At 45.2% G+C, this 24,527-nt stretch carries 20 protein-coding genes; 8 read left to right on the top strand and 12 right to left on the bottom strand.

The window, feature by feature from the left end:
* Positions 1-112: 112 nt before the first annotated feature.
* Positions 113-997, bottom strand: a complete 885-nt coding sequence (gene metF / locus AV939_RS17865; protein WP_013786279.1) for a methylenetetrahydrofolate reductase — start codon at positions 995-997, stop codon at positions 113-115.
* A 151-nt stretch (positions 998-1,148) separates the two neighbouring features.
* Between metF and metJ the strand changes: the two genes are divergently transcribed.
* Entirely contained in the window at positions 1,149-1,475 is a 327-nt protein-coding gene (metJ, locus tag AV939_RS17860) for a met regulon transcriptional regulator MetJ (RefSeq protein WP_013786278.1), read from the top strand.
* A gap of 78 nt (positions 1,476-1,553) precedes the next feature.
* On the opposite strand, the gene AV939_RS17855 is transcribed toward metJ, so the two are convergent.
* Positions 1,554-2,795 (bottom strand): malic enzyme-like NAD(P)-binding protein, encoded by a 1,242-nt coding sequence (locus AV939_RS17855; RefSeq protein WP_061997975.1) that lies wholly within the window; start codon positions 2,793-2,795, stop codon positions 1,554-1,556.
* A 372-nt stretch (positions 2,796-3,167) separates the two neighbouring features.
* Between AV939_RS17855 and AV939_RS17850 the strand changes: the two genes are divergently transcribed.
* Entirely contained in the window at positions 3,168-3,482 is a 315-nt protein-coding gene (locus tag AV939_RS17850; protein WP_057795747.1) for a hypothetical protein, read from the top strand.
* Between the two features lie 114 nt (positions 3,483-3,596).
* Here the strand turns inward: AV939_RS17850 and rpmE are convergent, their stop codons facing one another.
* Positions 3,597-3,809: a 50S ribosomal protein L31 gene (gene rpmE, locus AV939_RS17845; protein ID WP_013786275.1), complete on the bottom strand. Its 213-nt coding sequence runs from the start codon at positions 3,807-3,809 to the stop codon at positions 3,597-3,599.
* 311 nt (positions 3,810-4,120) lie between these two features.
* Here rpmE and priA point away from each other — a divergent pair, with 311 nt between their 5' ends.
* The 4 genes from priA to hslU all read left to right on the top strand — a co-directional run bounded on the left by priA (position 4,121) and on the right by hslU (position 9,211).
* Positions 4,121-6,325, top strand: coding sequence for a primosomal protein N' (priA, locus tag AV939_RS17840; RefSeq protein WP_061997973.1), 2,205 nt, complete (start codon positions 4,121-4,123; stop codon positions 6,323-6,325).
* A gap of 129 nt (positions 6,326-6,454) precedes the next feature.
* The gene (locus AV939_RS17835) at positions 6,455-7,024 is read left to right on the top strand and encodes an SPOR domain-containing protein (protein WP_061997971.1); all 570 of its coding nucleotides are present in this window, start codon (positions 6,455-6,457) and stop codon (positions 7,022-7,024) included.
* Positions 7,025-7,278: 254 nt separating this feature from the next.
* Positions 7,279-7,803, top strand: coding sequence for an ATP-dependent protease subunit HslV (gene hslV, locus AV939_RS17830; RefSeq protein ID WP_013786271.1), 525 nt, complete (start codon positions 7,279-7,281; stop codon positions 7,801-7,803).
* Positions 7,804-7,882: 79 nt separating this feature from the next.
* Positions 7,883-9,211, top strand: a complete 1,329-nt coding sequence (gene hslU / locus AV939_RS17825) for an HslU--HslV peptidase ATPase subunit (protein WP_057795753.1) — start codon at positions 7,883-7,885, stop codon at positions 9,209-9,211.
* A gap of 53 nt (positions 9,212-9,264) precedes the next feature.
* On the opposite strand, the gene AV939_RS17820 is transcribed toward hslU, so the two are convergent.
* Genes AV939_RS17820 through AV939_RS17800 form a run of 5 tightly spaced genes read right to left on the bottom strand, consistent with a single transcriptional unit; the run spans position 9,265 to position 14,286 of the window.
* Positions 9,265-10,182 carry an ATP-grasp domain-containing protein gene (locus tag AV939_RS17820; protein WP_061997970.1) on the bottom strand — a complete coding sequence of 306 codons (918 nt, stop codon included), beginning with the start codon at positions 10,180-10,182 and terminating at the stop codon, positions 9,265-9,267.
* 53 nt (positions 10,183-10,235) lie between these two features.
* Positions 10,236-10,460, bottom strand: coding sequence for a hypothetical protein (locus AV939_RS17815; protein WP_057795757.1), 225 nt, complete (start codon positions 10,458-10,460; stop codon positions 10,236-10,238).
* A 48-nt stretch (positions 10,461-10,508) separates the two neighbouring features.
* Positions 10,509-10,820 (bottom strand): helix-turn-helix domain-containing protein, encoded by a 312-nt coding sequence (locus tag AV939_RS17810; protein WP_057795759.1) that lies wholly within the window; start codon positions 10,818-10,820, stop codon positions 10,509-10,511.
* Positions 10,820-13,033 carry a peptidase domain-containing ABC transporter gene (locus AV939_RS17805; RefSeq protein WP_138118235.1) on the bottom strand — a complete coding sequence of 738 codons (2,214 nt, stop codon included), beginning with the start codon at positions 13,031-13,033 and terminating at the stop codon, positions 10,820-10,822. The genes AV939_RS17810 and AV939_RS17805 overlap by 1 nt, the downstream gene beginning before the upstream one ends.
* Positions 13,034-13,035: 2 nt before the next feature.
* Complete coding sequence (locus AV939_RS17800) at positions 13,036-14,286, bottom strand: HlyD family secretion protein (protein ID WP_063457866.1); 1,251 nt, start codon at positions 14,284-14,286, stop codon at positions 13,036-13,038.
* Positions 14,287-14,668: 382 nt separating this feature from the next.
* Between AV939_RS17800 and AV939_RS17795 the strand changes: the two genes are divergently transcribed.
* Complete coding sequence (locus tag AV939_RS17795; RefSeq protein ID WP_057795761.1) at positions 14,669-16,213, top strand: hydroxymethylglutaryl-CoA reductase; 1,545 nt, start codon at positions 14,669-14,671, stop codon at positions 16,211-16,213.
* Positions 16,214-16,615: 402 nt separating this feature from the next.
* On the opposite strand, the gene AV939_RS20215 is transcribed toward AV939_RS17795, so the two are convergent.
* The 3 genes from AV939_RS20215 to AV939_RS17790 form a co-directional block, all read right to left on the bottom strand.
* Positions 16,616-16,768: a hypothetical protein gene (locus tag AV939_RS20215; protein WP_156454651.1), complete on the bottom strand. Its 153-nt coding sequence runs from the start codon at positions 16,766-16,768 to the stop codon at positions 16,616-16,618.
* A gap of 61 nt (positions 16,769-16,829) precedes the next feature.
* The gene (locus AV939_RS20210; protein WP_156454650.1) at positions 16,830-17,000 is read right to left on the bottom strand and encodes a hypothetical protein; all 171 of its coding nucleotides are present in this window, start codon (positions 16,998-17,000) and stop codon (positions 16,830-16,832) included.
* 54 nt (positions 17,001-17,054) lie between these two features.
* Positions 17,055-20,390: an amidohydrolase family protein gene (locus AV939_RS17790; protein WP_061997968.1), complete on the bottom strand. Its 3,336-nt coding sequence runs from the start codon at positions 20,388-20,390 to the stop codon at positions 17,055-17,057.
* A 272-nt stretch (positions 20,391-20,662) separates the two neighbouring features.
* Here AV939_RS17790 and AV939_RS17785 point away from each other — a divergent pair, with 272 nt between their 5' ends.
* Positions 20,663-22,861 carry a molybdopterin oxidoreductase family protein gene (locus AV939_RS17785; RefSeq protein ID WP_061997966.1) on the top strand — a complete coding sequence of 733 codons (2,199 nt, stop codon included), beginning with the start codon at positions 20,663-20,665 and terminating at the stop codon, positions 22,859-22,861.
* Positions 22,862-22,972: 111 nt separating this feature from the next.
* Here the strand turns inward: AV939_RS17785 and gorA are convergent, their stop codons facing one another.
* Positions 22,973-24,322, bottom strand: a complete 1,350-nt coding sequence (gorA, locus tag AV939_RS17780; protein WP_061997963.1) for a glutathione-disulfide reductase — start codon at positions 24,320-24,322, stop codon at positions 22,973-22,975.
* Positions 24,323-24,527 lie beyond the last annotated feature (205 nt).

Genomic DNA, 24,527 nt, shown 5'->3' with positions numbered 1-24,527 from the left:
GACCTTTTTACAGCGAAGGAAAGTGACAGCAAGGCAAACGAGTCGTTCAAATACCTGATAATAGGCAAATGGTATACTGGTCTGCCCTATAGGAGCAAAGGTTTAATCGAAATTAACCTGCTCGCACACCTAGCATGTGGCAAATAGCGTAGCTCAACTCACTACGGTTAAGGGTGTAAAAATGAAAATGCTTCACGCCTTCTTTGGCAAGTACCTTAACCTGATCCATCGCGATGTTAGCACCAATGAGGTTCCGAGTAGCTTGATCGTCATCGTCAAGTCCATCAAACATTTTGTGTAAGAACCCAGGTACATGTACGTTGGTGAAACCGGCGAACTTTACCAAGGTCTGATAATTGGTTACCGGCAGTATGCCTGGCACCAAGTCTAGGTCGATACCTGCAGCTGCTGCTCGGTCACGAAAACGTAAAAATACACTGGTGTCAAAGAAAAACTGTGAAATTGCTTCGCTCGCACCGGCTTCTGCTTTGCGTTTAAGGTTCAGTAAGTCGAATTGGGCATTAGGCGCTTCAGGGTGTTTTTCAGGGTAAGCGGCCACTGAGATATCGAAATCGGCTACATCTTTTAGTAGCGCCACTAAATCAGAGGCATACATTTCGGTATCTTTCACACCTGGCGGTAAATCACCACGAAGAGCAACAATACGACGAATGCCAGAATCCCAGTAGTCTTGGGCAATCTGTCTAAGCTCGTCTCTGCTCGCATCAACACAAGTAAGGTGAGGCACGGCTGCAACGCCAGTTTGCTGCTGAATGCGTTTTACCACGTCATGAGTACGGTCGCGCTCACCACTATTCGCGCCATAAGTTACCGACATATAGCTCGGTTTTAGCGGTGCTAAGCGCTCAACTGACTTCCACAAGGTTTGTTCCATTTTCTCTGATTTTGGTGGAAAAAACTCGAATGACACATCAATATCACGCAGTTCCGAAAGGGACTGATTGAGTGCATCGACACCTTGTGCGTAAGATACCATGGTAAAATTACTCTTTTATAGACGTTTAGACGTCTAAATTAAAGAATTTACGTCTAGACGTCAAGAGGTTTACACTGCTCAATTGACCTTTTCGTCAACTTGTTTAGAATTTCTCTTCATAACATAAATAAAATCAGACAGAGTTAGCATCATGGCAGAGTGGAACGGTAAGTATATTCATCCCTACGCAGAGCACGGTAAAAAGAGTGAACAGGTAAAGAAAGTCACCGTTTCTATTCCTATTAATGTGCTAAAAGCATTAACCGATGAACGTACGCGTAGGCAGATAAACAATTTACGTCATGCGACGAATTCAGAATTGTTATGTGAAGCGTTTCTTCATGCATTTACAGGTCAGCCGTTACCGGATGACGAAGATTTGAGAAAAGATAACCCTAATCGTGTACCTGCTGAGGCAAGGCGCATAATGGAAGATATGGGTATAGACGTTTCTATTGAGAACGAACAAGAAGATTAAAAAAACGGCAATGAAAATTGCCGTTTTTTTATAATCTTTACACTGAATTACACGCCAGTATATGCGCTTATATTGCCTTCATTCGGTGCGGTTAGGCACTTCTGGAAGTCGTGCAACGCCAGATTCAATCGCCGCTTTTGACACTGCAGAGGCTATGCGTTCACAGAGGCGGGGGTCCATTGGTTTAGGAATAATGTATTCTTTGCCAAAGGTTAAGCTTTTGCTGTTGCTAGCCGCTAACACAGATTCTGGTACGGGCTCTTTGGTAATAGCACGAAGTGCTTCTACCGCGGCCACTTTCATTTCGTCGTTAATGGCCGTTGCGCGTACATCCAGCGCACCACGGAAAATGAACGGGAAACACAGCACATTGTTTACCTGATTAGGGTAATCAGAACGCCCCGTAGCCATAATTAAATCATTTCGAACTTCATGCGCCAATTCAGGCTTAATTTCAGGATCGGGGTTAGAGCAGGCAAAAACAATCGGGTTAGGCCCCATTAACGCCAACGTTTCTGGAGGTAATACATCAGGGCCAGATACGCCTACAAAAATATCAGCGCCTTCCATCACATCTTCAAGTGTGCGTTTATCGGTATTGTTGGCAAACAAGCGTTTGTGTTCCGTAAGGTCTTCACGGCGCGTATGAATAACCCCTTTTCTATCTAACATGTAAATGCGCTCTCGTTGCGCGCCACATTTAATGAGCAATTCCATACAGGCTACCGCTGCTGCACCCGCACCCATACAAACTATTTTGGCGCTTTCGATATTTTTGCCCTGAATTTCAATGGCGTTCAACATGCCGGCAGCCGTTACAATGGCAGTACCATGTTGATCGTCATGGAATACCGGAATATTGCAGCGCTTAATGAGTTCTTGTTCTATTTCAAAGCACTCTGGGGCTTTAATATCTTCTAGGTTAATACCACCAAACGTATCTGCAATATTGGCGACGGTATTAATGAATTCTTCTGTGGTGCGGTGCTTTACTTCAATATCGATAGCATCAAGCCCAGCAAAGCGTTTAAACAGCAGTGCTTTACCTTCCATCACCGGCTTAGAAGCTAACGGCCCCAAATTACCCAAGCCTAGAATAGCAGTACCATTACTGATGACCGCTACCATGTTGCCTTTCGCAGTATATTTGTAAGCATTATCAGGATCTTCAGCAATTTCTCGTACTGGTTCAGCTACCCCTGGACTGTAAGCCAGAGCAAGATCATCCACACTATCGGCTGGTTTTGATAGCTCCACGCTGATTTTACCTGGCGTGGGTTTGGCATGATAATCTAGTGCACGTTGTCTGAAATCTGACATTAGTAAACATATCCTTCGATGTAGGGGTTAGGCAATCTTCGTTACCGTAAGGGCAATCTGCGTTGCCGCAGTAGAATGTCTTCGACTCTATCACAGGGTCATTTGAGTACATATCTGATCTGCCTTTTATACCTTCCAATCTAGGACAGACTTGCTTGTATGACCAGTGACATCGTCGAATATCTGCCATTCATCATATTAATGACACTTTAATAATTAATACATTATTTCTATTTTATAGAAGTGGATATTAATGAAGGCATAACTGATAATCGGATAGCGTTGTAGAAATAGGCATTAAACCGGCCGTTTTAGGTGCTGATTCACGTAATAGGTATAATGAAAACATGATGAAGGAAAGCGTAACTTAATATGTCGGAAAAGAAACTGATTGAAGCGTTAACGGCGGCGTGTGAGTGGGCAAAATCTGAGTCGGTTGGCTTTGAATGGCTTACGCATATGGGGCATTGGCGCAGACCAGAAATTATTGCGGTGTTTGAAACCGAAAAGCAGAAAAGCGAAGCGCTAACAGCGAATTGGAACCAAGCATTTGAAGATGAACTCGTTTATGTGTGTGATACGTTGAAGGTACAGATTAAAAGTGTTCGCTACGACAGCGAGCAAGCGTGCACTTCGCAAAGTAACGGCAATTGGGAGCGGCACTTAAAACGCCGAGCTTTTCACTAAGAGCACTCCACTCGCCGAGCACTGTATTGGTAGAGCTTACTATGGAGCGCAGACACAAAAAAAGCGCCGATAGGCGCTTTTTTTAAAGAAACATAGTGTTTCTGAGTACTGAGCTTATTTAGCGCCCAAAGCACCGAAACGTTTCTTGAAGCGGTCAACACGACCACCGGTATCAACGTTACGTTGCTTACCAGTGTAGAATGGGTGACATGCAGAACATACGTCTAGGTTAATATCTTTACCTAGAGTAGAACGGATTTTCATTACGTTGCCGCAAGAACATGTTGCTGTCATTTCAGCGTATTCTGGGTGGATACCATCTTTCATTTTGGATTACCTTCAATATGAGGCCGTATCGCTATCTGGCCCGAAGCCAAACACCATACGCAACTTTAAATTCAATGACCGACCGCAGAAATTGCAGTCAGCCGCAAAAGAGCGGCGCATAATAAAGGAAGCATCGTAAGTGATCAAGCATTTTTTGTATGCGAAGTAAACAGAGGTGGCGTTAACTATACTCACTGGCGAGAATAAATTCCCTTCCCTTATTTGACATTATATTTAAATGCCAGATCATTAGCGGTTCTGAATTTACGTCTACTTACTTTACGTTTATCAATTTTGGGGCATCAATTTTAATGGTATTCATTCAGGTGGCTGTACCTGTGCCGCTTCGCCAGCTATTTACCTATTCTCATACCGACACCTTACAACCAGGTGTGCGGGTGAAAGTGCCTTTCGGCCCACGTCAATTGGTAGGCATTGTGGTTGAATCCGGTATAGACATAGATGATACCAGTAAAATAAAAACCATTATTGAGGTAGTAGATAGCGTGCCGGTTATTGATGAATCGCTAAGAAAAATGGCGCACTGGTTATGGCAGTATTACCACCATGCGCCGGGGGAAGTGATACATGCCATGCTTCCTGTGCCCCTTCGAAAAGGTGAGCCAGCCACGCCATCACCCGCGCAATATATTCAAGTTACACCAGAAGGGGCTGATACTGATGTCAACAGTTTAAGCCGAGCACCTAAGCAGATGGCCTGCTTAGACGCGGTTCAAACCACATCACTTATTGCTAGCGAAGCGCGTAAAACCTTTTCACCTGCAGTAGTGAAAGCGCTATTAGATAAAGCGCTTATTGAGCTAGTGGAAATTACACCGGAACTCACTGCGCAAGCTTGGCTAGATACCTTCGACATTGGCGAAAAGCCCGTGCCTGATAAAGAGCAAGGGGTAGCGATAGCGGCGTTAAATCAGCAACATGGCACCTTTGCAATCAGCTTGCTTGAAGGGGTTACAGGTAGCGGTAAAACCGAAGTGTATCTGCAATCTATCGAACCTTTGCTTAAAGCCGGTAAACAAGTGCTTATTTTAGTGCCTGAAATTGGTTTAACGCCGCAAACTGTTTCACGGTTCGAAAAGCGTTTTAACATTCCTGTAGGGGTATTGCATTCTCAATTAACGGACGCGGCGCGATTGTCTGTTTGGCAGCGATCGAGAGCAGGTGAGTTAGGTATTATTATTGGTACGCGCTCAGCTATTTTTACGCCGCTTAAAAACCCAGGCATGATTATCGTAGATGAAGAGCATGATGAGTCGTTCAAGCAACAAGACGGGCTTAGGTATCATGCGCGAGACTTAGCGGCTATGCGTGCTAAAGAGCACAGCATCCCTTTACTACTCGGCAGTGCCACGCCAGCGCTTGAAACGTTGAATAATGCGTTGAATGGTCGCTTCGCGCATTTACAGCTAACCCGCCGCGCGGCAGGGGCGCAAAGCACTAAGCAGTACTTGCTAGATGCCCGAGACCAGCCTATTCATTACGGTATTTCAGAAGGCTTGCTGACGATTATGCGCCAGCATGTCAATGCTGGGAATCAGATTCTGGTTTTTGTAAATAGACGTGGTTATGCCCCAGCTCTTTTATGTCATTACTGTGGCACCACGGCGATGTGTAAGCGGTGTGACAGACCTTATACCGTGCATAAAGGGCAAAACAGACTGCAATGCCACCACTGTGGTGCAACCCGTTCCATGCCAAAAGAGTGTGAAGCGTGCCACAGCCATGAAATGGTGACGGCAGGGACGGGCACCGAGCAGGTAGAGGAAGGGTTAATGAAGCTCTTCCCCGATGCCAAACACGTGCGAATAGATAGCGATACGGTAAGAGGAAAAGACAAGCTACATCAAACCCTAGATGCCATTAACCGTCAAGAGCACCAAATACTGGTGGGCACGCAAATTTTATCGAAGGGGCATCATTTCCCACACGTTACACTGGTGGTGGTTTTAGATTGTGATGGGGCGCTATTTAGTGCTGATTTTCGGGCGCCAGAAAAGCTAGCGCAGCTAGTTACGCAGCTTGCTGGGCGAGCAGGGCGTGCCAGTAAACCAGGAGAAATGTGGCTGCAAACCCACAACCCTCATCATCCTTTGCTACAAGATTTGGTGAACAACGGCTACGCCCATTTTGCTCGCCATGCGTTGATGGAACGAAAAGCGTCAGCATTGCCTCCTTATATTAGCCAATTTGTGATTAGAGCTGAGGCAACAGAGAGCTCATCGGCCTATGCTTTCCTGCAACAGGCTAGGGGTGTACTTTTAAACTCAAATACTGCAAATGCAAACCCTACGGGTTTAGTACCGCAAATGACGGGGCCGTTTCCTTGCTTGATTGAAAAGCGCCAGGGGCGTTTTCGCTTTATGCTGGTGTGCAGCCATGAAAAACGTGCGCCGTTACATAACGCTTTACGCTTAGCATTGCCTTATTTACAAGGGCTGCCACAGGCCGCAAAGGTACGATGGTCGGTAGATATCGACCCCACCGATTTCAGTTAGCACACTGGTGGGGAATACGGTAAAATCTCAACACTGATGTATACAAGTGTTTCAGGGTTGTGCACTATGTCTTCGTCTAATGGCACCACCCATTTAAAATAACGATAAGTAGTAGGAAAACTGCCGAATATGGCTCAACGCGATTATGTATCTCGTGGTAAAGCACCACAAAAAAAGAAGCCGGATAATAAAAAGCGCGGCAAATCACAGGTGAAGAGTACACCCACGGCCGCATTCCCTATTGTTCGTTTGGCCATCGTGGTGATATTACTAATCGGCTTTGCTGTTTTCTTATGGTCTATTAAAGACAACGCCAGCTCTGAGGTAGATACCGAAGTTGTACGCCCTGTTGCGCCTACGCAAGAAGCCTTGCCTGAATTACCGAAAGAAGAGTGGGAATATATTCGTACTCTGCCTGGGTATGAAGTAGAAGTAGACGTGGCTGAACAGGAAAAGTCTGACAAACGATACCTTATGCAGTGTGCGTCGTTCAGAACCCGTGCCCAAGCAGAAGAGATGAAAGCCAAAATTGCCTTCCAAGGTTTAGAAGCCCTTATTCGCCAAAGCTCTGGCAGCAACGGCGAGTGGTTCAGGGTTATTCTAGGGCCATTTGAATCGAAACGTGATGCCGAGAAAGCCAAGCACAGCCTTCGTAAAGTGAATATCGCGACCTGCCAAATCTGGTTCTGGAACTTATAAATCGTATAAGATTATCAAGGTAGCAAGCCTACGACGAGTAAAGGTACGCTTTAAATCTTCAGTGTCACTTAGCCAATAACACTTCCACCATTATTTGTGGTGGAAGTTAACCTACGGCAATTAACGCGCTAATCGATATACCCTTTAATCTCTCCCCCCTTGAAAACGAAAACCCTTCCCCCATTTCATAACAAAGTCTTTTTTCAGTTATCGCCCGAGTCTGCGATAGCGCCCACCTTAAACGGGGATTAAACGTGACAACGATTGTATCTGTAAGACGTGGAAATCAAGTTGTGATGGCTGGCGATGGTCAGGTGTCACTCGGCAATACCGTAATGAAAGGTAATGCACGTAAAGTGCGCCGCTTGTACCACGATAAAGTATTAGCTGGCTTTGCAGGCGGCACCGCCGATGCCTTCACCCTTTTTGAACGCTTTGAAGCAAAACTTGAAGCCCACCAAGGTCATTTGACCAAGGCGGCGGTCGAACTTGCCAAAGATTGGCGAACCGATCGCATGCTGCGCAAGCTAGAAGCCTTATTAGCCGTAGCCGATGAAACCGCGTCTTTCATCATTACCGGTAACGGCGACGTAGTTCAGCCAGAAAATGACCTGATTGCTATTGGTTCAGGCGGCAACTATGCCCAAGCTTCTGCTATTGCTTTGCTGGAAAACACCGAACTGACTGCAAAAGAAATTGCGGAGAAAAGTTTGACCATAGCCGGTGATATCTGCGTATTCACTAACCATAGTCAAACGGTAGACGTACTCGATTACTAAGTGGCTGTTTAACTAAAAATAAACAGCGACTTGTGCCTGCTATCGATGCAGTAGCACCAAAACAGAAAAGGGTTTATGCATGTCTGAAATGACACCTAGAGAAATTGTTCATGAGCTAGACCGACACATTATTGGTCAGCAAGATGCTAAACGTGCGGTATCGATTGCACTTCGAAACCGCTGGCGCCGTATGCAGCTTGAACCAGAGTTGCGTCAAGAAGTAACGCCTAAAAATATTCTTATGATTGGCCCAACAGGTGTGGGTAAAACCGAAATTGCGCGCCGCTTGGCAAAATTAGCGCATGCGCCGTTCATTAAAGTTGAAGCCACTAAGTTCACCGAAGTGGGCTATGTGGGTAAAGAAGTAGAAACCATCATTCGCGACCTTGCTGACATTGCCGTGAAGATGACCAAAGAAACTGAAATGAAAAAGGTGAAATTCCGCGCTGAAGAAGCGGCGGAAGAGCGCATTCTTGACGTACTTATTCCGCCTCCTGAAGATGCATGGGGTAAGAAAGAAGACGTTGAAGATAGAGGCACACGCCAAGCGTTCCGTAAAAAGCTTCGCCAAGGCGATTTAGACGACAAAGAAATTGAAATTGATGTGGCACTTCCACAAGTAGGCGTAGAAATTATGGCGCCTCCTGGAATGGAAGAAATGACTAATCAGCTTCAAGGCATGTTTCAAAACTTGTCAGGTTCGCAAAAGAAAAAGAAGAAGCTAAAAATTAAAGATGCACTGAAAATGCTGGTGGAAGAAGAAGCCGCACGTTTGGTGAATCAAGAAGACTTAAAAGAAAAAGCGATTGAGTCGGTTGAGCAACACGGCATTGTGTTCGTGGATGAAATTGACAAAATCTGTAAGCGTGAAGGCAATACGTCAGGCGATGTATCGCGTGAAGGTGTGCAGCGTGACTTGCTACCCTTGGTAGAAGGTTCAACGGTATCGACTAAACACGGTATGGTAAAAACAGACCATATTTTGTTTATCGCCTCTGGTGCTTTCCAAATGAGTAAGCCGTCAGACCTTATTCCTGAGCTTCAAGGCCGTTTGCCCATTCGCGTTGAGTTGTCAGCATTAGAAGTGGGTGATTTCAAGCGTATTCTTACCGAGCCTAACGCATCGCTTACCGCACAGTACAAAGCGCTAATGCTTACTGAGGGTGTGAACATCGATTTCGTGGAATCGGGCATTCAGCGTATTGCTGAAGCAGCATGGCGAGTGAATGAGCGTACTGAGAATATCGGCGCGCGCCGTTTACACACAGTGCTTGAGCGTTTAATGGAAGATATTTCATTTGATGCGTCTGAAAAAAGCGGTGAGTCTTTTGTGATTGACGAAGACTACGTAAACAGCCACTTAGAGTCGCTAGTAGAAAACGAAGATCTGTCTCGCTTCATTCTATAAAGCCCCAAGGCTAGTAACACAAAAGAGCGCATTTATTTAAATGCGCTCTTTTTTTATGTGGTTAATAATTTCACTAAACGCCCAGTAATATCAACGCCAGTCTCGTTTTCAACAAACAAGAAGAAAGGGCAAGGGTTAGCTTCCAAAAAGTAATATTCACCCTTGGTATTTTTACGCCAATCAATAGCACACCAATACATTCCTAAGCCGGAACATATCTTTCGTGATAAATCCTGCATTGGTTTAGGAAGGGGGGTCAGCAAAGGGCGTGCGTTTATATCGTCCCTGAAATCGAGATCGTGAGAGTCTATTTGTACACTGACGACTTCATCACCCAGTACGTAACTGCGAATGTTTGTCCCTTCAATAAATGCTTGAAACGTCACAGGGCGCTCTTTTAACAAAGCCTGTACTAAACCGCGAGTATCATAGCCCTGTTGCATGAATTTCGCTGTTTCGCCGCCTTTCACGGGCTTGTAAACCACCTCGTCTATATTCGCACAAAACTGTAGAGCAACATCACTAGCGTTGCCTATATAGGTATATGGCACCTTAGCCCCTAGCTTTTTTGCCATTCGCAGCTGAATGGGTTTGCAGTGATGAGCGCGAATGGCGTCAATACCATTAACCCACTTAGTTTCACTGAATAAAAACCAACATAACAAGGTGCTGGCATATTCTTGATCTAACCATTGCGAAGACACATTGTCAGAGGCGCTCACCGAGGGAGGAATATATTGGTGCCAATAGGCAGATGTGATGTCTGATAGCGGAATTCGAAAAAGCCCGTTGCGCGTAGGCTGGTTAAAATGCAAAAGACCATCATTATAATCCGGATCGTAACTGAGCTGCCAGTGCTTACCAAAGTAGTTGGTGTTGATAATACAGGGCTCGTTTTTATCGGCTATTAAGGCTTCAGCCACATGAAGAATTTGTGGGTCATTCTCGCTCCCTATTAATGCAATCTGCATTGAAATATCCTTTCTAAATGGTAAAAGGAGGACTGCTTAACCTCCTTAATCTGCTATGACAATAAATCGGGTAATTGTCCGCCGTCCTCACCAATCGCTAGGGTGATATAGACAGGTGGTTTAATAAGACGGATTGGCGCTTTATCTGCACCTGTTGATACGCCAGACTTGCCGCCAGTCACTTGCAGTAGTTCTTGGGTTGCAAGGTGAAATTCAGTAGCAGTTTGTACATGTTTTTGTGTATTTTTGTGTGTATGGTTTTGCGTGTTATGTTGCATTTTTCGCTCCTTATAAAAGCGTTTTAGTGTGATTTAAAAAGCTAGCGGTTAAGCCAACCTTAAGGGGTGGTAAATCGATCGAAAGCAACTCGCGATAAGCGCGGTGCGGCTGCTTATTTTTAATTTTTTGTAAATATTGGCACAGTGGAACTTAACCGTTCGCTCGCTAATAAATAGCTCTGTCGCTATCGCTTTATTCGATAGCCCTTCCATGATCTTTCGCGCAACCTGAAGCTCGCGTTTAGACAAGGTGTCGATAGGAAGGGCAGTACTATTTAAGTTCTCTACATGCTCAACGATTTGTTGACGCTCAATATCGGTGAGTAAGGGTGTAGATTCTCTAACTTCGGGGGTTATCATTATGAATCTCCTAGTGGGGTATTATCATTTTCTTCTACTATTTCAGAAGCTGGGTATCGCTGCAGAGTGCCGTCTACTAACTGATAGACAGTATCCGCAAGGGCAATTGTTTGAGGCCGATGGGCAACCATAATGCGGGTAATATTCAGTGCCTTTAGATGAGTATTGATGATGTGCTCATTTTGAATATCTAAATGGCTGCTTGCTTCATCAAGAAAAAGAATATCGGGAGAGCGGTAGAGTGCTCTAGCTAATAAAAGCCGTTGCTTCTGACCACCACTTAAGCTGCTTCCCATATCACCGACTAACGAGTGATATTGCATAGGCATGGCACAAATTTCGTCATGGATACAGGCTAACTGGGCGGCCCGGACGATCTTTTCTTGATTAGGTATTTCATCAAAACAACTGATGTTTTCAGCCATAGAGCCGGATAAGCACATGTCTTCTTGCAGCACAGAAGCGATGGTTGGCGCGTGATTTGATGATGAAATCATATTGTGACTAACCGTTCCCTCAGAGGGAGCATATAGCCCCATCAGACATTTAAGTAAGGTGCTTTTTCCACTTCCGCTTGCTCCAACGATGGCAATGATTTCCCCTGCTTTAACCGATAAATTAAGGTTTTCAAAAATACAGTTACACCCCTCCCCATACCGATAACTAAGATTGTGAGCTTTTAAATGAATAGCAGGAGTACTAGAGGCAATAGCATTAGAAGTGGCGGCTGCAGGTACTGGGGTTGCGTTTGAATAAGCGCTAGGTTGTTGTGACAACAAGGTGGTTTCAGCAGGCTCTGTTAGTACAATATCGCTCAGGCGAGAAAAGTGAACGGCCAGCATTCGTAATTCGATAAATTTAGACACTAGCCCGTCTACCGCAGCAGTAAATTTGGTTTTGTAAGCAATGAAGGCAAGCATCATTCCTACGGTCAGCATATTATCCATCACCAAAGAGGCCGCTATAAAGATTACAGCGATGTTCTCAAGACCAAATAACACTTGGTTTACCGCGTCGCTGCCAATATTGAGTTTTCCTAAACTAATATCTTTATTTAAAGTGGCGACTAACTTGTTTTGCCACTGGCTATGGCGCTGCGATTCTTGGCGGTATACACGAATAGGCAACATGCCTCGAACGCTTTCCATAAAGTGGCTTTGCTCGGTGGCGCCTAACGCAATTTTTTCTGTTGTGAGCCGCTTAGTGATAGGTATTAATGCAATGCGGAAAAGTAGATATATCGCCACTACTAGCACCACACATAGCGTGAGTTTTACAGAGTAAAGTGCCATCACGACAAGGGTAATAATAGCCATGACACCGTCGAGCAAGGCTGTGACAAGTCCAGTGGTGAGAAACTCACGAATATGCGCGAGGGAGCCAAAACGAGACACCACATCGCCCACGTGCCTTTTAGCAAAAAAATCCAGCGGTAGCGAAAGCAAATGTTGAAAGACCGAGGCGGACATTTGAAGTTGAAGTCGGCTTGATACAGCAAGGATCAGAAAGCGTCGCAACACTCTGGTGAAGATGCTTATCAGTAGTAAGAAAGTAAACCCAATGGCAAGTGCGGTTAGCAGCGCTTGGTTTCCTTGCAACAACACATCATCAACAACGGTTTGTACGTAATAGGGAGATGCCAATGCAAAAAGTTGCAGCAAGGCAGACAGCGCAAGCAAGGTCGCTAAGTTACGTTTGAACCCTATGGTGCGGGTAAAAAAGTCTCTTAGTTTTAGTAAAGGCTTTACCGGAGGCGGCGAAAAATTGTCTTTAGGCGTAATTTCTAACGCTATTCCTGTTAGATGTTTACTTGCCTCGTCGAAGGTGAAGGTGCGTTTGCCAATACTCGGATCGTGTATGGTAAATCGTTCACGCCCTACGTTAGTCAAAACAACGAAATGACGCATGTCCCAATGTAGTATTGCTGGCAGGGTTAGTTGAGATAAATCCTGTGGCTCAATTTTTAGCGCACGACATTGAAATGCCATTTGCTGCGCGATATCCATAATATCTTTAAGTGTAATACCACGAAGTGAAACGCTAATGCGCTGGCGAAGGTGGGTCATATCCCGTTTGTCACCATAATATTGTGCCACCATGCTGACACAGGCTAAGCCACATTCAGCGGCTTCAGTTTGAAGCACAACTGGTACTTTGTTTTTAGGTGATAAAGCGCTGAGTACAGGTGAAGCAAAACCGTGAGTAATATTCATAATCACAACCTTTTAGTGACGCTTAGAAGCGGCTCTAAGATCCATTCCAGTAAGCTACGCTGGCTAAGCGCAACGTCTGCTGAAAATGTCATTCCAGCCTTAAGCATTACCGGATTTCCATAGGCAATAATGGCGTCGCTGCTTACTCTAGCGGTAACCAAATAGGCGGGTTCGCTTACGGTTAAAGGCGCGTTCGCCCATTCACCAGGCAGTAAAATAGTTTCAGAAATGCTCGTTATCTGCCCCTCTTGCAAACCAAATTTCTGATAGGGAAAGGCATCGTAACGAATCGCGAGTTGTTGCCCGCTAGCAATAAATCCGGCGGCGCGCACGGGCACCAACAATCGTGCTTCTATTGGTGAATTCTCTGGAAGTAAGCTAAGTAGCGGCCTGTTCTGATCGACCATTAATCCAGTACTTGCTTGCAGACTTGAAACCACACCATTTTGCGTTGCATATAGAATGCGCTGCCGATCGCGATTTAACGTTAGTAACTGTTGGTTGATATCACTCAGTTGGTTTTCGTGTGCAGTGCGCTCATTGGCTTGTATCTCGGGTAAGCCGGCAATTTCATATGTCAGTCGGCTTACTTCAGCTTCGCTTTTTAGGTTGTTCCGCTCAGCTTGTTTCCATTGTTGCTGGCTACTCAAAAGCTCCAATTTATAACTATCGAAATCTGCGTTACTTACATGGCCGGCATCGCGCAGCACTTCAAGTGAGGTAAATTGATTGTGCGCTAACTGCCACTGTTGATGAGAAATCGCTAAAATATGGCGTATTGAATCGGCGTCTGTTTGTGCGTGCTCAAGTTGCTTTACTAGCTGCACGTGGCTGTTTTTATGAATAGTAATGGTACGCGTCAAAGAGTCGGTTATTCGCTGCTTTTTAGCTAGAAGCTCTTGTTGCAGTTTTAGCTCTACGGTTTCACCTTGTGGCTGCTGAACCCCGTATTCAATCGATAGTAATGGTTCGCCTTTCAAAACTTTTTGCCCCTCGCTGACATACACTTGGGAAATGCGGCCTTTACGGGAGTCGGCGTACAACCTTAGTACGCCATGAGAGGGCTCTAACCAACCTTCAACTGTGGCTTTTCGGGCATAACTACCCGTAGTGAGGTATACCCCCAAACACACTATCCATAAAAGTAGTATCGCGGTTATTCCCATATGGGACGGTCGAGGCGTCATCAGCAATTCACCTTGAAATGACGAAGTAGGCTGCATTGCCTGATGACGGAATAGTCCTTTTCTCATAACAGTTCATCCCATGAAATTAAAAAAATGGTATTCAGTTGCCATTTCCCTGTGGACATAGCGCTTAATCAGTAATCGACACTTTTTAAGCAGCGAAAACCTGAATACCGACAAGTGGTCTTGGGAAAAGCCTTGACGCTGTTAACGTTAGAAGAGGCGGGCTCGGAATATCGAATAAAAAGAAGTCAGGGCATTCGCCGCCCTTTATTCATAGGGTGTTGGCGCAAAACTTGATGAATTTTTAATGAAATGGCTCAAATTTAAATGTGGTTAAAAATTGATGGAAATGCAAAAGGTTAGTGATACTGTACAAAGGTTGTACTATAAAAAGTAGTGTACTTAATTCACGCAGTGGCTTAACCAAAACGGAATAGGAACTCACATGTTTGTACCAAGTATTTTACTCAAGCAGCTATACACTCACGGAAGCCTAACCAAAACTGACAACGGCGTTTCCTTCGCACTTAAAAACCGTTTAAAAGATGCCACATTAAAAGAGCTTAAATGGATTTCATTTGATGGTGAGAAAGTTCCAAGCCATAAAATCTCTATTCAAAGCAGCAACGACAGTGACATTAGTGTCGATGCACTGAATGACACCGGTGGTATGCCGTTTTCATTACGGCAAGTCATCACGGTACACCTAGAACTCAATGAAGAAGTAAGTCCTGAAAAGCGCAAAATAGGCATCTGTTTTTCAGCGTCGCCTTTTGGAAAGCTTAAGTTCGAAGTAGAAGATAATGTGACCTCACCAGCGAATCGCAAGTTGCATATACCCCGTGACGACCACGACGATTATGGCGATGACATTATCAAAAAGCGCCAGTCGTATTTTGAAAGTTTCACTGATGGCAAACTCAATCACGTGGGTAAATACTCGATAGACCCAGATAAATTAAAAGGCAATATTGAGCATTTTATTGGGGTAGCTCAAGTGCCCATTGGTATTGCAGGGCCATTGGTAATTGATGGTGAACATGCGAAAGGTGAATTTGTTGTGCCACTGGCTACAACAGAAGGCACCTTAGTGGCGTCATATAATCGTGGTATGAAGCTACTCAATATGAGCGGTGGAGTAAAGGCCACCGTTGTTGATGATGCTATGCAGCGTGCCCCTGTTTTTATATTTAGCGATGCCCGTGGCGCAAGGGATTTTGTGACTTGGGTAAACCAAAACATCAGCAAAATTCGAGAAGAGGCTGAATCAACTTCCAGCATTGCCAAACTCACTTATATCGACCACTTTCTATCAAACAAATTTGCCTTTTTACGTTTTAATTATTTAACCGGCGATGCGGCTGGGCAGAACATGGTGGGGCGGGCTACTTTCGCTGCGTGCGGGTGGATTTTAGATAATTATGAAGGGATAGAGAACTTCTACTTAGAATCTAACTTTGCCACCGATAAGAAAGCCTCACAAATAAATATTATGCGTACGCGTGGTAAACGAGTAACCGCGGAGGCCACGATAAAGCGTGAGCATTTACTGCAAATTATGCGTGTAGAGCCTAAGCAAATTGATTATCACGGCAGGGTAGCGGGTGTTGGGTCATTCCTATCAGGTGTGAACAATACGGGTTTACATTCGCCGAATGGCATTACTGCCATGTTCATTGCCACGGGGCAAGATGTGGCAAACGTAGCGGAATCATCGGCAGCTATTATGTATTCAGAGCTTACCGATGATGGCGACTTGTATGTGTCTATTACCATTCCTTCGTTAATCGTAGCCACCTATGGTGGTGGCACCGGAATGGGCACTCAGCGCGAGTGTTTAGAGCTCATCGATTGCTATGGCAAAAACAAGGTGTATAAATTTGCCGAAATTGTTGCAGCGGTGGCCTTAGCGGGGGAAATCTCGTTAGCGTCAGCCATTAGCTCATCTGATTGGGTGTCGTCTCACGAACAATATGGACGCAACCGCTGATCTGTTGATAGACGAGTATGGCTGGTAGGGCGCTAGACACGCTGTGAACCCATCCATGGGCGCTCTGCCACCGCATCCATGCGGTGGAAGGTCTATCGCTCCACCAGCCATACTCATCATCGGTCATCGGAGACTTTTTAGAAGGGGGAGGGCTTGCTTATTGTGTGCCCCATACTTTTAATGCAACCCTAGCTCCCAATAAGCCCAGCCATGGCGTTCTGCCACCGCATCCATGCGGTGGAAGGTCTATCATGGTGCTTCCTACCCTCTGAGCTAAATCAGTGGCTGTCTTGGGGGAGAGTAAGTCTATCACCCCACCAGCCATACTCATCCTCAGACATCGAAGGCTTTTTTAGAAGGGGAGGGCCTGCTTATTGTGTGCCCCATACTTCTAATGCAACCCTATCTCCCAATAAACCCATCCATGGGCGCTCTGCCACCGCATCCATGCGGTGGAAGGTCTATCATGGTGCTTCCTACCCTCTGAGCTAAATCCATGGCTGGCTTGGGGAGAGTAAGTCTATCGCCCCACCAGCCATACTCATCATCGGCCATCGGAGACTTTTTAGAAGGTGGAGGGCCTGCTTATTGTGTGCCCCGCACTTTTAATGCAACCCTAGCTCCCAATAAGCCCAGCCATGGCGTTCTGCCACCGCATCCATGCGGTGGAAGGTCTGTCATGGTGCTTTCCACCCTCTGAACTAAATTGGTAGTTGGAGTGAGTTGGCGTGAGGGAGGTAGTTCCGAAAGCGAATTTATGTGGGAAGTCGGGGAAATCGTTAGGCATAAAAAAGCCGGCGATTTACGCCGGCTTGATAAACGCTAATACTTTATTCGGTAATTAGTGTTTCCAGTGGAAGTGATGGGCTTTAGCGTCAATCGCTTCAGCGGTGGTTCTTGGCATAAAGGTGGCGTTGTTTTCTTCGAAGAAGAAAGGGGAACGCTTAGTTTTACTGCCCACTTCGTTCATGGTGGCGGCTTCGTATACGCGGCCGTTAAGTACGGTGAATTCCACATATTCGCTGCGGCGTAGGTCTGCTAACACGTCGCCGTCAATAACGACTAAGTCGGCCAGTTTACCTTTTTCAATACTGCCGATGTCTTTACCCATACCTAGGTGTTTTGCGCCATCGATAGTCCCGCCGCGTAATGCTTCCCACGCGGTGAAACCGCCTTGTTGCATTATCCACAGCTCCCAGTGCGCGGCTAAGCCTTCACGTTGGCCATGAGCACCAATATGTACACTGACCCCATTATCTCGAAGCTCTTTGGCGTAGCTGGCAACGTTTTGGTGATTGTACTGGTTATCGGGCGCGGTCGGGCGTCTTATCGAGCGGCCATGTAACATAGTGGCTGGTGTGTAGCGGAGTAAGCGTGGGTTTTTCCATACTTCAGTACGGTCGTACCAATACTCTTCACCCATCATACCGCCGTAAGAAACTACAAATGTAGGTGTGTAACCGAACTCGGTGGCTTTCCATAGCTGGGTGACATCGCTATAACCGCGCTCAATAGGTAAGCTGTGTTCTAACCCGGTATGGCCATCTACTAACATGGTCAGGTTTTGTTGAAGCTTACCGCCGCCTTCTGGCACTACCATCATGTCTTGATTTTTCGACGCCCATAACACTTGTTGGCGTTGGTCACGACGTGGCTGGTTGTAGCTTTTAACCGAAATCGCGCCACTTTCTTTCAAGCGCTCTACGTGAAAGTACGCATCTTCGTAATTATTGATAATGGCTTTATAGCCTAGGCCTTCTGCTCCGTACAAAATAGTACCGGTAGAGTATATACGTGGTGCAACTATGTCGCCTTTACGTTGAAGCTCAGAGGCCGCAAAAATCTCAGTGGTATCATTTGATGGGTCGTGAATGGTGGTCACTCCAAAGGCAACATTCGAGTATTGGCTCCAGTTTTTATCTGGAATAATCTCGTTTCTGCCTTGCGCGCCATGAGCATGGGTATCAACTAATCCTGGAATAATGGTTTTGCCACTGGCGTCTATTTGCATAGCACCTTCAGGAATAGCAATATCACCGCGCTTACCCACAGCTTCAATGCGGTTATCTTTAATAATAATAACGCCATCTTCAATGACTTCTTGGGTGTTGTCGGCATCGCGCATAGTCACGATTTTTCCGCCTATTAAGGCTTTATAACCACGAGGTTTATCTGCTTCTGTAGTGAACGATAAATTAATACCGTCAGCCACAGGGTCAGGCAATGTTTCTGGCGAACCATCTACAAACGCAAAGGCTTCTTTAAGCGAGCGACTGTAGAAGGTTGGGCCATTAAACCAGCTTACCGTCGTGTTATCCGGCGACCATGTTAAGTACTCTCCGGCTTTAGATGAAAGCTGAGTAACTGGCAGTGATGTCATTTTAGGGCCAATGGTTACTTTCTTGCCGTTTTCAACAAATGGGGTCACGAAGGTTTTAAACTGATAAACGAATGCTACCCATTTTTTATCATGCGAAAGTTTGTACTCACTTACATCATCAGCGCCATATAAGTGTGTTCGCTTATCGTTTCCTTGTAGGTTGACGCTTGAAAGTTGTGTCTCTCGATACGGCGTGCCGCCTACAGATTCGGTGAAAAATACACGTGAATTGTCACCAGCAAAGTGTGGGTTAATGCCCCCATCAGATACTTTCTTTTCGGTTTTTCTATCAAGGTCTGCTACATAAATACCAGGGTCCACCGAGTATTTAGGGTCTAGCAAATAGCCGCCGGTAAACTTGCGGTACACTACTTTTTCTCGATCACTTGAGAACGATGGTTCTATATAATGCCCAGGTTGCTGAGTGATGATTTTACCTTTACCGCCACGGGCAGAAACAATGCGTACTGAGCCTAGCTCATCATCATTCCATGTGGTGTAAACAATAGCTTTGCCGTCGTTAGAAAAACGCGGGTAATATTCACCATGTTCATTTTGCTTTGTCAGGCGTTTCATCTTGCCAGATTTAATGTCTTTTACGTAAAGTTTGCCCAATGCTTGAAACAAGAGGGTTTTGCCATCAGGCGACATTTGCGACCAGCGAATCATGTTTACATCAAATTCATCCGGTGCAACATCTACATCAAAACGCAGCGCATCAGCATAGTGAAGGGTAGCTTCTACACTAATGTTAATATCTGAAATAGTTTTATCGTTAATATTGATGCTATGAAAAGTACCGCCCGTCCAATACACAATGGCCGAGGAATCGGGCATCCAGTCAAAGTAGGCGAAGTAGCCCTCAGAGCCAAAGCCTTCTTGCATGTCGCGTTCAAGTTCTGTGGTAAGCGGGGTTTCAACACCGGTTTTAATATCTTTTAAAAATAAAGCTGTCTTTTCTTTTACGCGGCGCACAAACGCGACGTATTTACCATCGGGTGAAGGAGTGGGTACCACCGCACCGCCAGTGCCACTGATGTAACGGCTTTCATCACCATTTTCACGGTCGAATCGGGTAATGGCGAATATGCCACCTAATGGATCGCGGTTATAGTCGAAACGACTTCCTGGCACGGTGTTCTCTGTGAAATAAATATATCTACCGTCGTGGGAAAAAACAGGGTCAGCTATATTTTGTTGGTCTTTCTTACCATGATTACGAGCTTTAATTTGCAAGCCGTCACCGCCGGTATTGTGATACATCCAAATTTCACCCGCTGGAATACTGCGGCTAGACATAATACCTTTCGATACCAACAAGTATTCACCATCTGGGCTCCACTTAGGAGAGTGAATAAGATTGTTCTTTTCTTTGGTCACTTGGTGTAGGTTTTCGCCATTACTATCCATTATCCAAAGATTGTTAATACCATCTCGGTCAGAAATAAACGCAATCTTTGAGCCATCCGGTGAAATGCTTGGGTGTATGTTCCATGCGAAATCTTGCGTGATGGGTGTGGCATCGCCGCCATCAATATTCACTTTATAAATATCGCCTAACATATCAAATACCATGTACTTGCCGTTAGGTGCGATATCTAAGCTAGACCAAGTGGTTTCGGTGGTATTGATAGTGACTTCGTTAAGCGCAAATGGCGGGTTACTTACATCCCATTTTTCTTCATTGATGGTTGTTTCTTTTTTTATGTCGTTAGCGGCATACGCGGAGTACGCCGTACTTAAGCCTAGCGCGCTCACAAGTGCGACGGCTAATAAGCTTTTTGTTGTTTTTATCATAATCTATTTCCAATTACTTGAAGTGCGTTTTCTGTCTAGTGATGAGTATGCCTGTGAGCGTCTCATCTAATTGTAAATTTATCGTTAACTTTAACCTGAAACGGTGGGACGCCACCTTACTTATGAGATTTCACGTATAAATCTAACGACCAAACTACAGTTTTACCACCCACCCGCCTATTTATCCATCACTCACGATGATGCTTGTCTATTAGATTGATAAGCGCTAATTTGCAACAAGCTGTTAACAAAATTTGATGTAGGTGCTGTACATGGTCAATTCAGAGCAAAACGTGGTCAATTCAGAGCAGAGCGGGGTCAGCCCAGAACAAAAGCTCCATTACTCAACCTGTACGCTGTGCGAAGCCATGTGCGGCATTGAAGTGGCAACACAGGGCAACCGCATACTCTCCATTAAGGGAGACAAAGATAATCCTTTTAGTGAAGGACACGTATGCCCAAAAGCCAGTGCGTTGAAAGATTTGTATGACGATCCTGATAGACTAAAACGGCCGATAAAAAAGGTGGGCGATGAGTGGCAAGAAATACCGTGGAGTGAGGCCTTTGACTACGTTGCTGAAAAACTTCACCATATCCAGTCTACACATGGGAAAGATGCGGTTGGCGTGTATTTAGGTAATCCGAATGCCCACAACATGGGGGCTATCTTGTTCGGCCCTTATTTTTATCGCGCCCTTGAGTCACACAATAGATACTCTGCCACCTCAGTCGATCAACTCCCTCATCATATCGTGAGTCGCAGACTGTTTGGGCATATGTCGCAAATTCCTATTCCAGATATCGATCGTACCCAACACTTTGTGATTATCGGTGGAAACCCACTGGCTTCAAACGGCAGCATCATGACAGTGCCCAACGTTAAAAAACGCTTAAAAGGCGTGCAAAAACGCGGCGGTAAAGTAGTGGTTATCGACCCTAAACGGACAGACACTGCTGATTTAAGCTGCGAGCATCATTTTATTCGCCCAGGCAGCGACGTATTGCTATTACTTGCTATGTTACATGTAGTATTTGAAAAGCAATTGCATAGTGCAGAAGCGCTTTTACCTTACGCCGAAGATTTACTTGATGTTGAAGGCTATGTAAAAGGCTTTTCGCCCGAAACCGTTAGCGAACTAACAGGTATTAAAGCTTCACAAATAACCAAATTGGTCACCGACTTTTGCGAAGCTGAATCCGCAGTTTGCTACGGGCGTATGGGCGCGAGTGTGCAAGCATTTGGCACACTCACGCAATATCTCATCATGCTGTTTAACATGCTGACTGGAAACTTAGATAGGCAAGGGGGAATGATGTTTACCCAACCTGCCGCCGATATTCTTCCCGTATCAAGCAGGGGCAGCATAGGAGGCTATAGTTCAAGGGTGAGAGGTTTACCGGCTTTTGCAGGTGAATACCCAGTAGCATGTTTAGCAGAAGAAATATTAACACCGGGTGAAGGCCAAATTAAGGCCATGGTCATCGGTGCTGGTAATCCGGTGGTAACAACGCCGAATACCGAGCAGCTGGAACGTGCCTTTTCGCAACTTGATTTTGTCGTGTCTGTGGACTTCTACATTTCAGAAACCTCTCGCCATGCAGATATTATATTACCGCCCGTTACCCCGTTAGAGCGTGACCACTATGATGTGGTTTTTCACAACTTTGCTGTAAGAAACTACGCCACCTATTCTGAGGCAGTGGTAAACATAGATGACAACCAATTAACCGATTGGCAGATATACTTATCATTGGCAGAGCGCCTAGATAAATTAAATGGAAAAAGCACCGCACACTATCAAGCACTATGGCAAAAGCAGCCACAAGGTCTGATAGACGATTTATTAAAAAGTGGTCAATACGGGGCGCATGATAGCGCAAACGCCAGTGGCGAGGAAGGCTATAACTTGTCACTAGACAAACTTAAAGCCCATCCGCATGGCATTGATCTTGGGCCGTTGCAGAGTGCATTACCTAACGCTATTTTTCACGAGAATAAAAAAATCGATTTAGATTTCGATTACTTTATGCCAGATATAGCTCGAGTAAAGACGCACTTCTTCGACCGAATGCGTAACGAAAATCAAATGGTATTAATTGGCAGGCGTCATATTAAAACGAACAACTCGTGGTTACACAATAGCCCTAGAATGGTGAAGGGAAACAATCGCTGTACCTTGCAATTACACCCTGTGGATGCTGCTAAATATCAAGTTCAAGAGGGTGATAGGGTTAAAGTCACTTCAAGAGTGGGTCATGTTCAAGTGGAAGCTGAAATTACCGATTCTATTATGCCAGGCGTAGTCTCTATTCCGCATGGCTGGGGTCATAATAAAAAGGGGATAAAACTGGGTGTCGCTAGCCAATACCCTGGCGTTAATACCAATATTCTGACAGACGAAATGCAGGTGGATACCTTGTCGGGAAATGGTGTATTAAACGGAGTGCCCGTTTCATTAGAGAGGATGTAAAAGAAAGGCGATAATCAACAAATGAATATCGCCTTACATTCTATAAGTACACTAGGGTTTTACTAATCTTAGCAAAGCTAATCTATTCTAAACTAAGCTATGTAAAACCACCTAGGTCATAGTAACGTATTCTTCAGCGCTGGTAGGGTGAATGGCCACACAGGCATCAAAATCGGCTTTAGTCGCGCCCATTTTAATGGCTACAGCAAAGCCTTGTAGAATTTCATCCATACCGTGGCCTATACCGTGAAGACCAACTACTTTTTCATCTTCACCTGCACACACCAATTTCATTTTGGTCATTTGGCGGTGACGAGTTACTGCGGTGTACATAGATGCAAAGCTCGACGAGTACACTTTAATATTGTCTTCGCCGTATTGTTCAACCGCTTCTGGTTCGGTTAAGCCAATTGTGCCAATAGGCGGGTGGCTAAACACCACAGTAGGGATCATGGTGTAATCCATGTGCGCGTCTTCTTGGCCGTTGAATAAGCGTTCGCTAAGCAAGCGACCTGCTTTTACTGCTACAGGCGTCAATTCAGCTTCACCCGTAATATCACCTACAGCATAAATATTCTTAGCTGTAGTATTTTGATATTTGTCCACTTTCACCGTGCCCTTTTCGGTAAGCTCTACATCGGTATTTTCAATGGCTATTACATCGGTAGATGGCTCGCGGCCAATAGCCCAAATGAGGCAGTCTGCTTCAAGTACTTCGCCATTAGTAAGATGGATTAAAAGGTTCTTACCTTCACCACGCTCTACTTTTTCAACGCTGGTGTGGTTGTGTAATGTGCAGCCTTCAGCGTGAATCATATCCACCAAGGTTTCGTGAATAATAGGGTCGAAGTGGCGAAGCGGTGCTTGTTTACGAACAACCAAGTGAGTTTCTGTACCTAAGCTATGCAGTACGCCCGCAAGCTCAACGCCAATGTAACCTGCACCTACTACAACAGCTTTTTTAGGTTGTTCTTTAAGTGCAAAGAAACCATCTGAATTTATACCGTGCTGTGCTCCTGGAATATCAGGAATGACGGGGCGGCCACCAGTGGCAATAGTAATATGGTCAGCGGTATAAGTTTCGCCATCGACTTCAACAGTATTGTTATCAACAAACTTCGCGAAGCCACGAATAAGGGTAACATCGTTAGCGGTTAACGAGCGGTCGTATGAAGCATGAATACGTTCGATATAAGCTTGGCGGCTAGCAACTAAACTATCCCAACTGAAATGGTTCACCGACACATCAAAACCGTACTCTGGTGCATAGCGATGGATAGCCTCGGCAACTTGTGCGCCGTACCACATGGCTTTTTTAGGCACACAGCCTACGTTAACGCATGTGCCGCCAATATCTTTAGCTTCAATAATAGCTGCTTTTTTACCATGCTTAGCGGCACGGTTTGCAGACGCAATGCCGCCACTACCGCCGCCTATGCAGATATAATCAAAATGTTTCATGTTAACCGCCTCATTATCCGTTAGGCCTAAAATTGTCATTTATTGTGACACGAAATTGAAGGAATACACACTGTATACGCGTTTAAGAGACCGAGGCTCAAGGTAGAAGATTTCATTATCGTAGGCATCAGTTACAAAAAAACAAAAAAGCACTAATTACCTTAGTGCTTCTTTATTCCAGTTTTATGGGTACTACTACAGATAC

The sequence above is a fragment of the Alteromonas sp. Mac1 genome, assembly GCF_001562125.1.
Lineage (GTDB): Bacteria > Pseudomonadota > Gammaproteobacteria > Enterobacterales > Alteromonadaceae > Alteromonas > Alteromonas stellipolaris.
The sequence above is the reverse complement of the archived record's forward strand: the minus strand, read 5'-3'. Positions and strand labels throughout refer to the sequence as shown.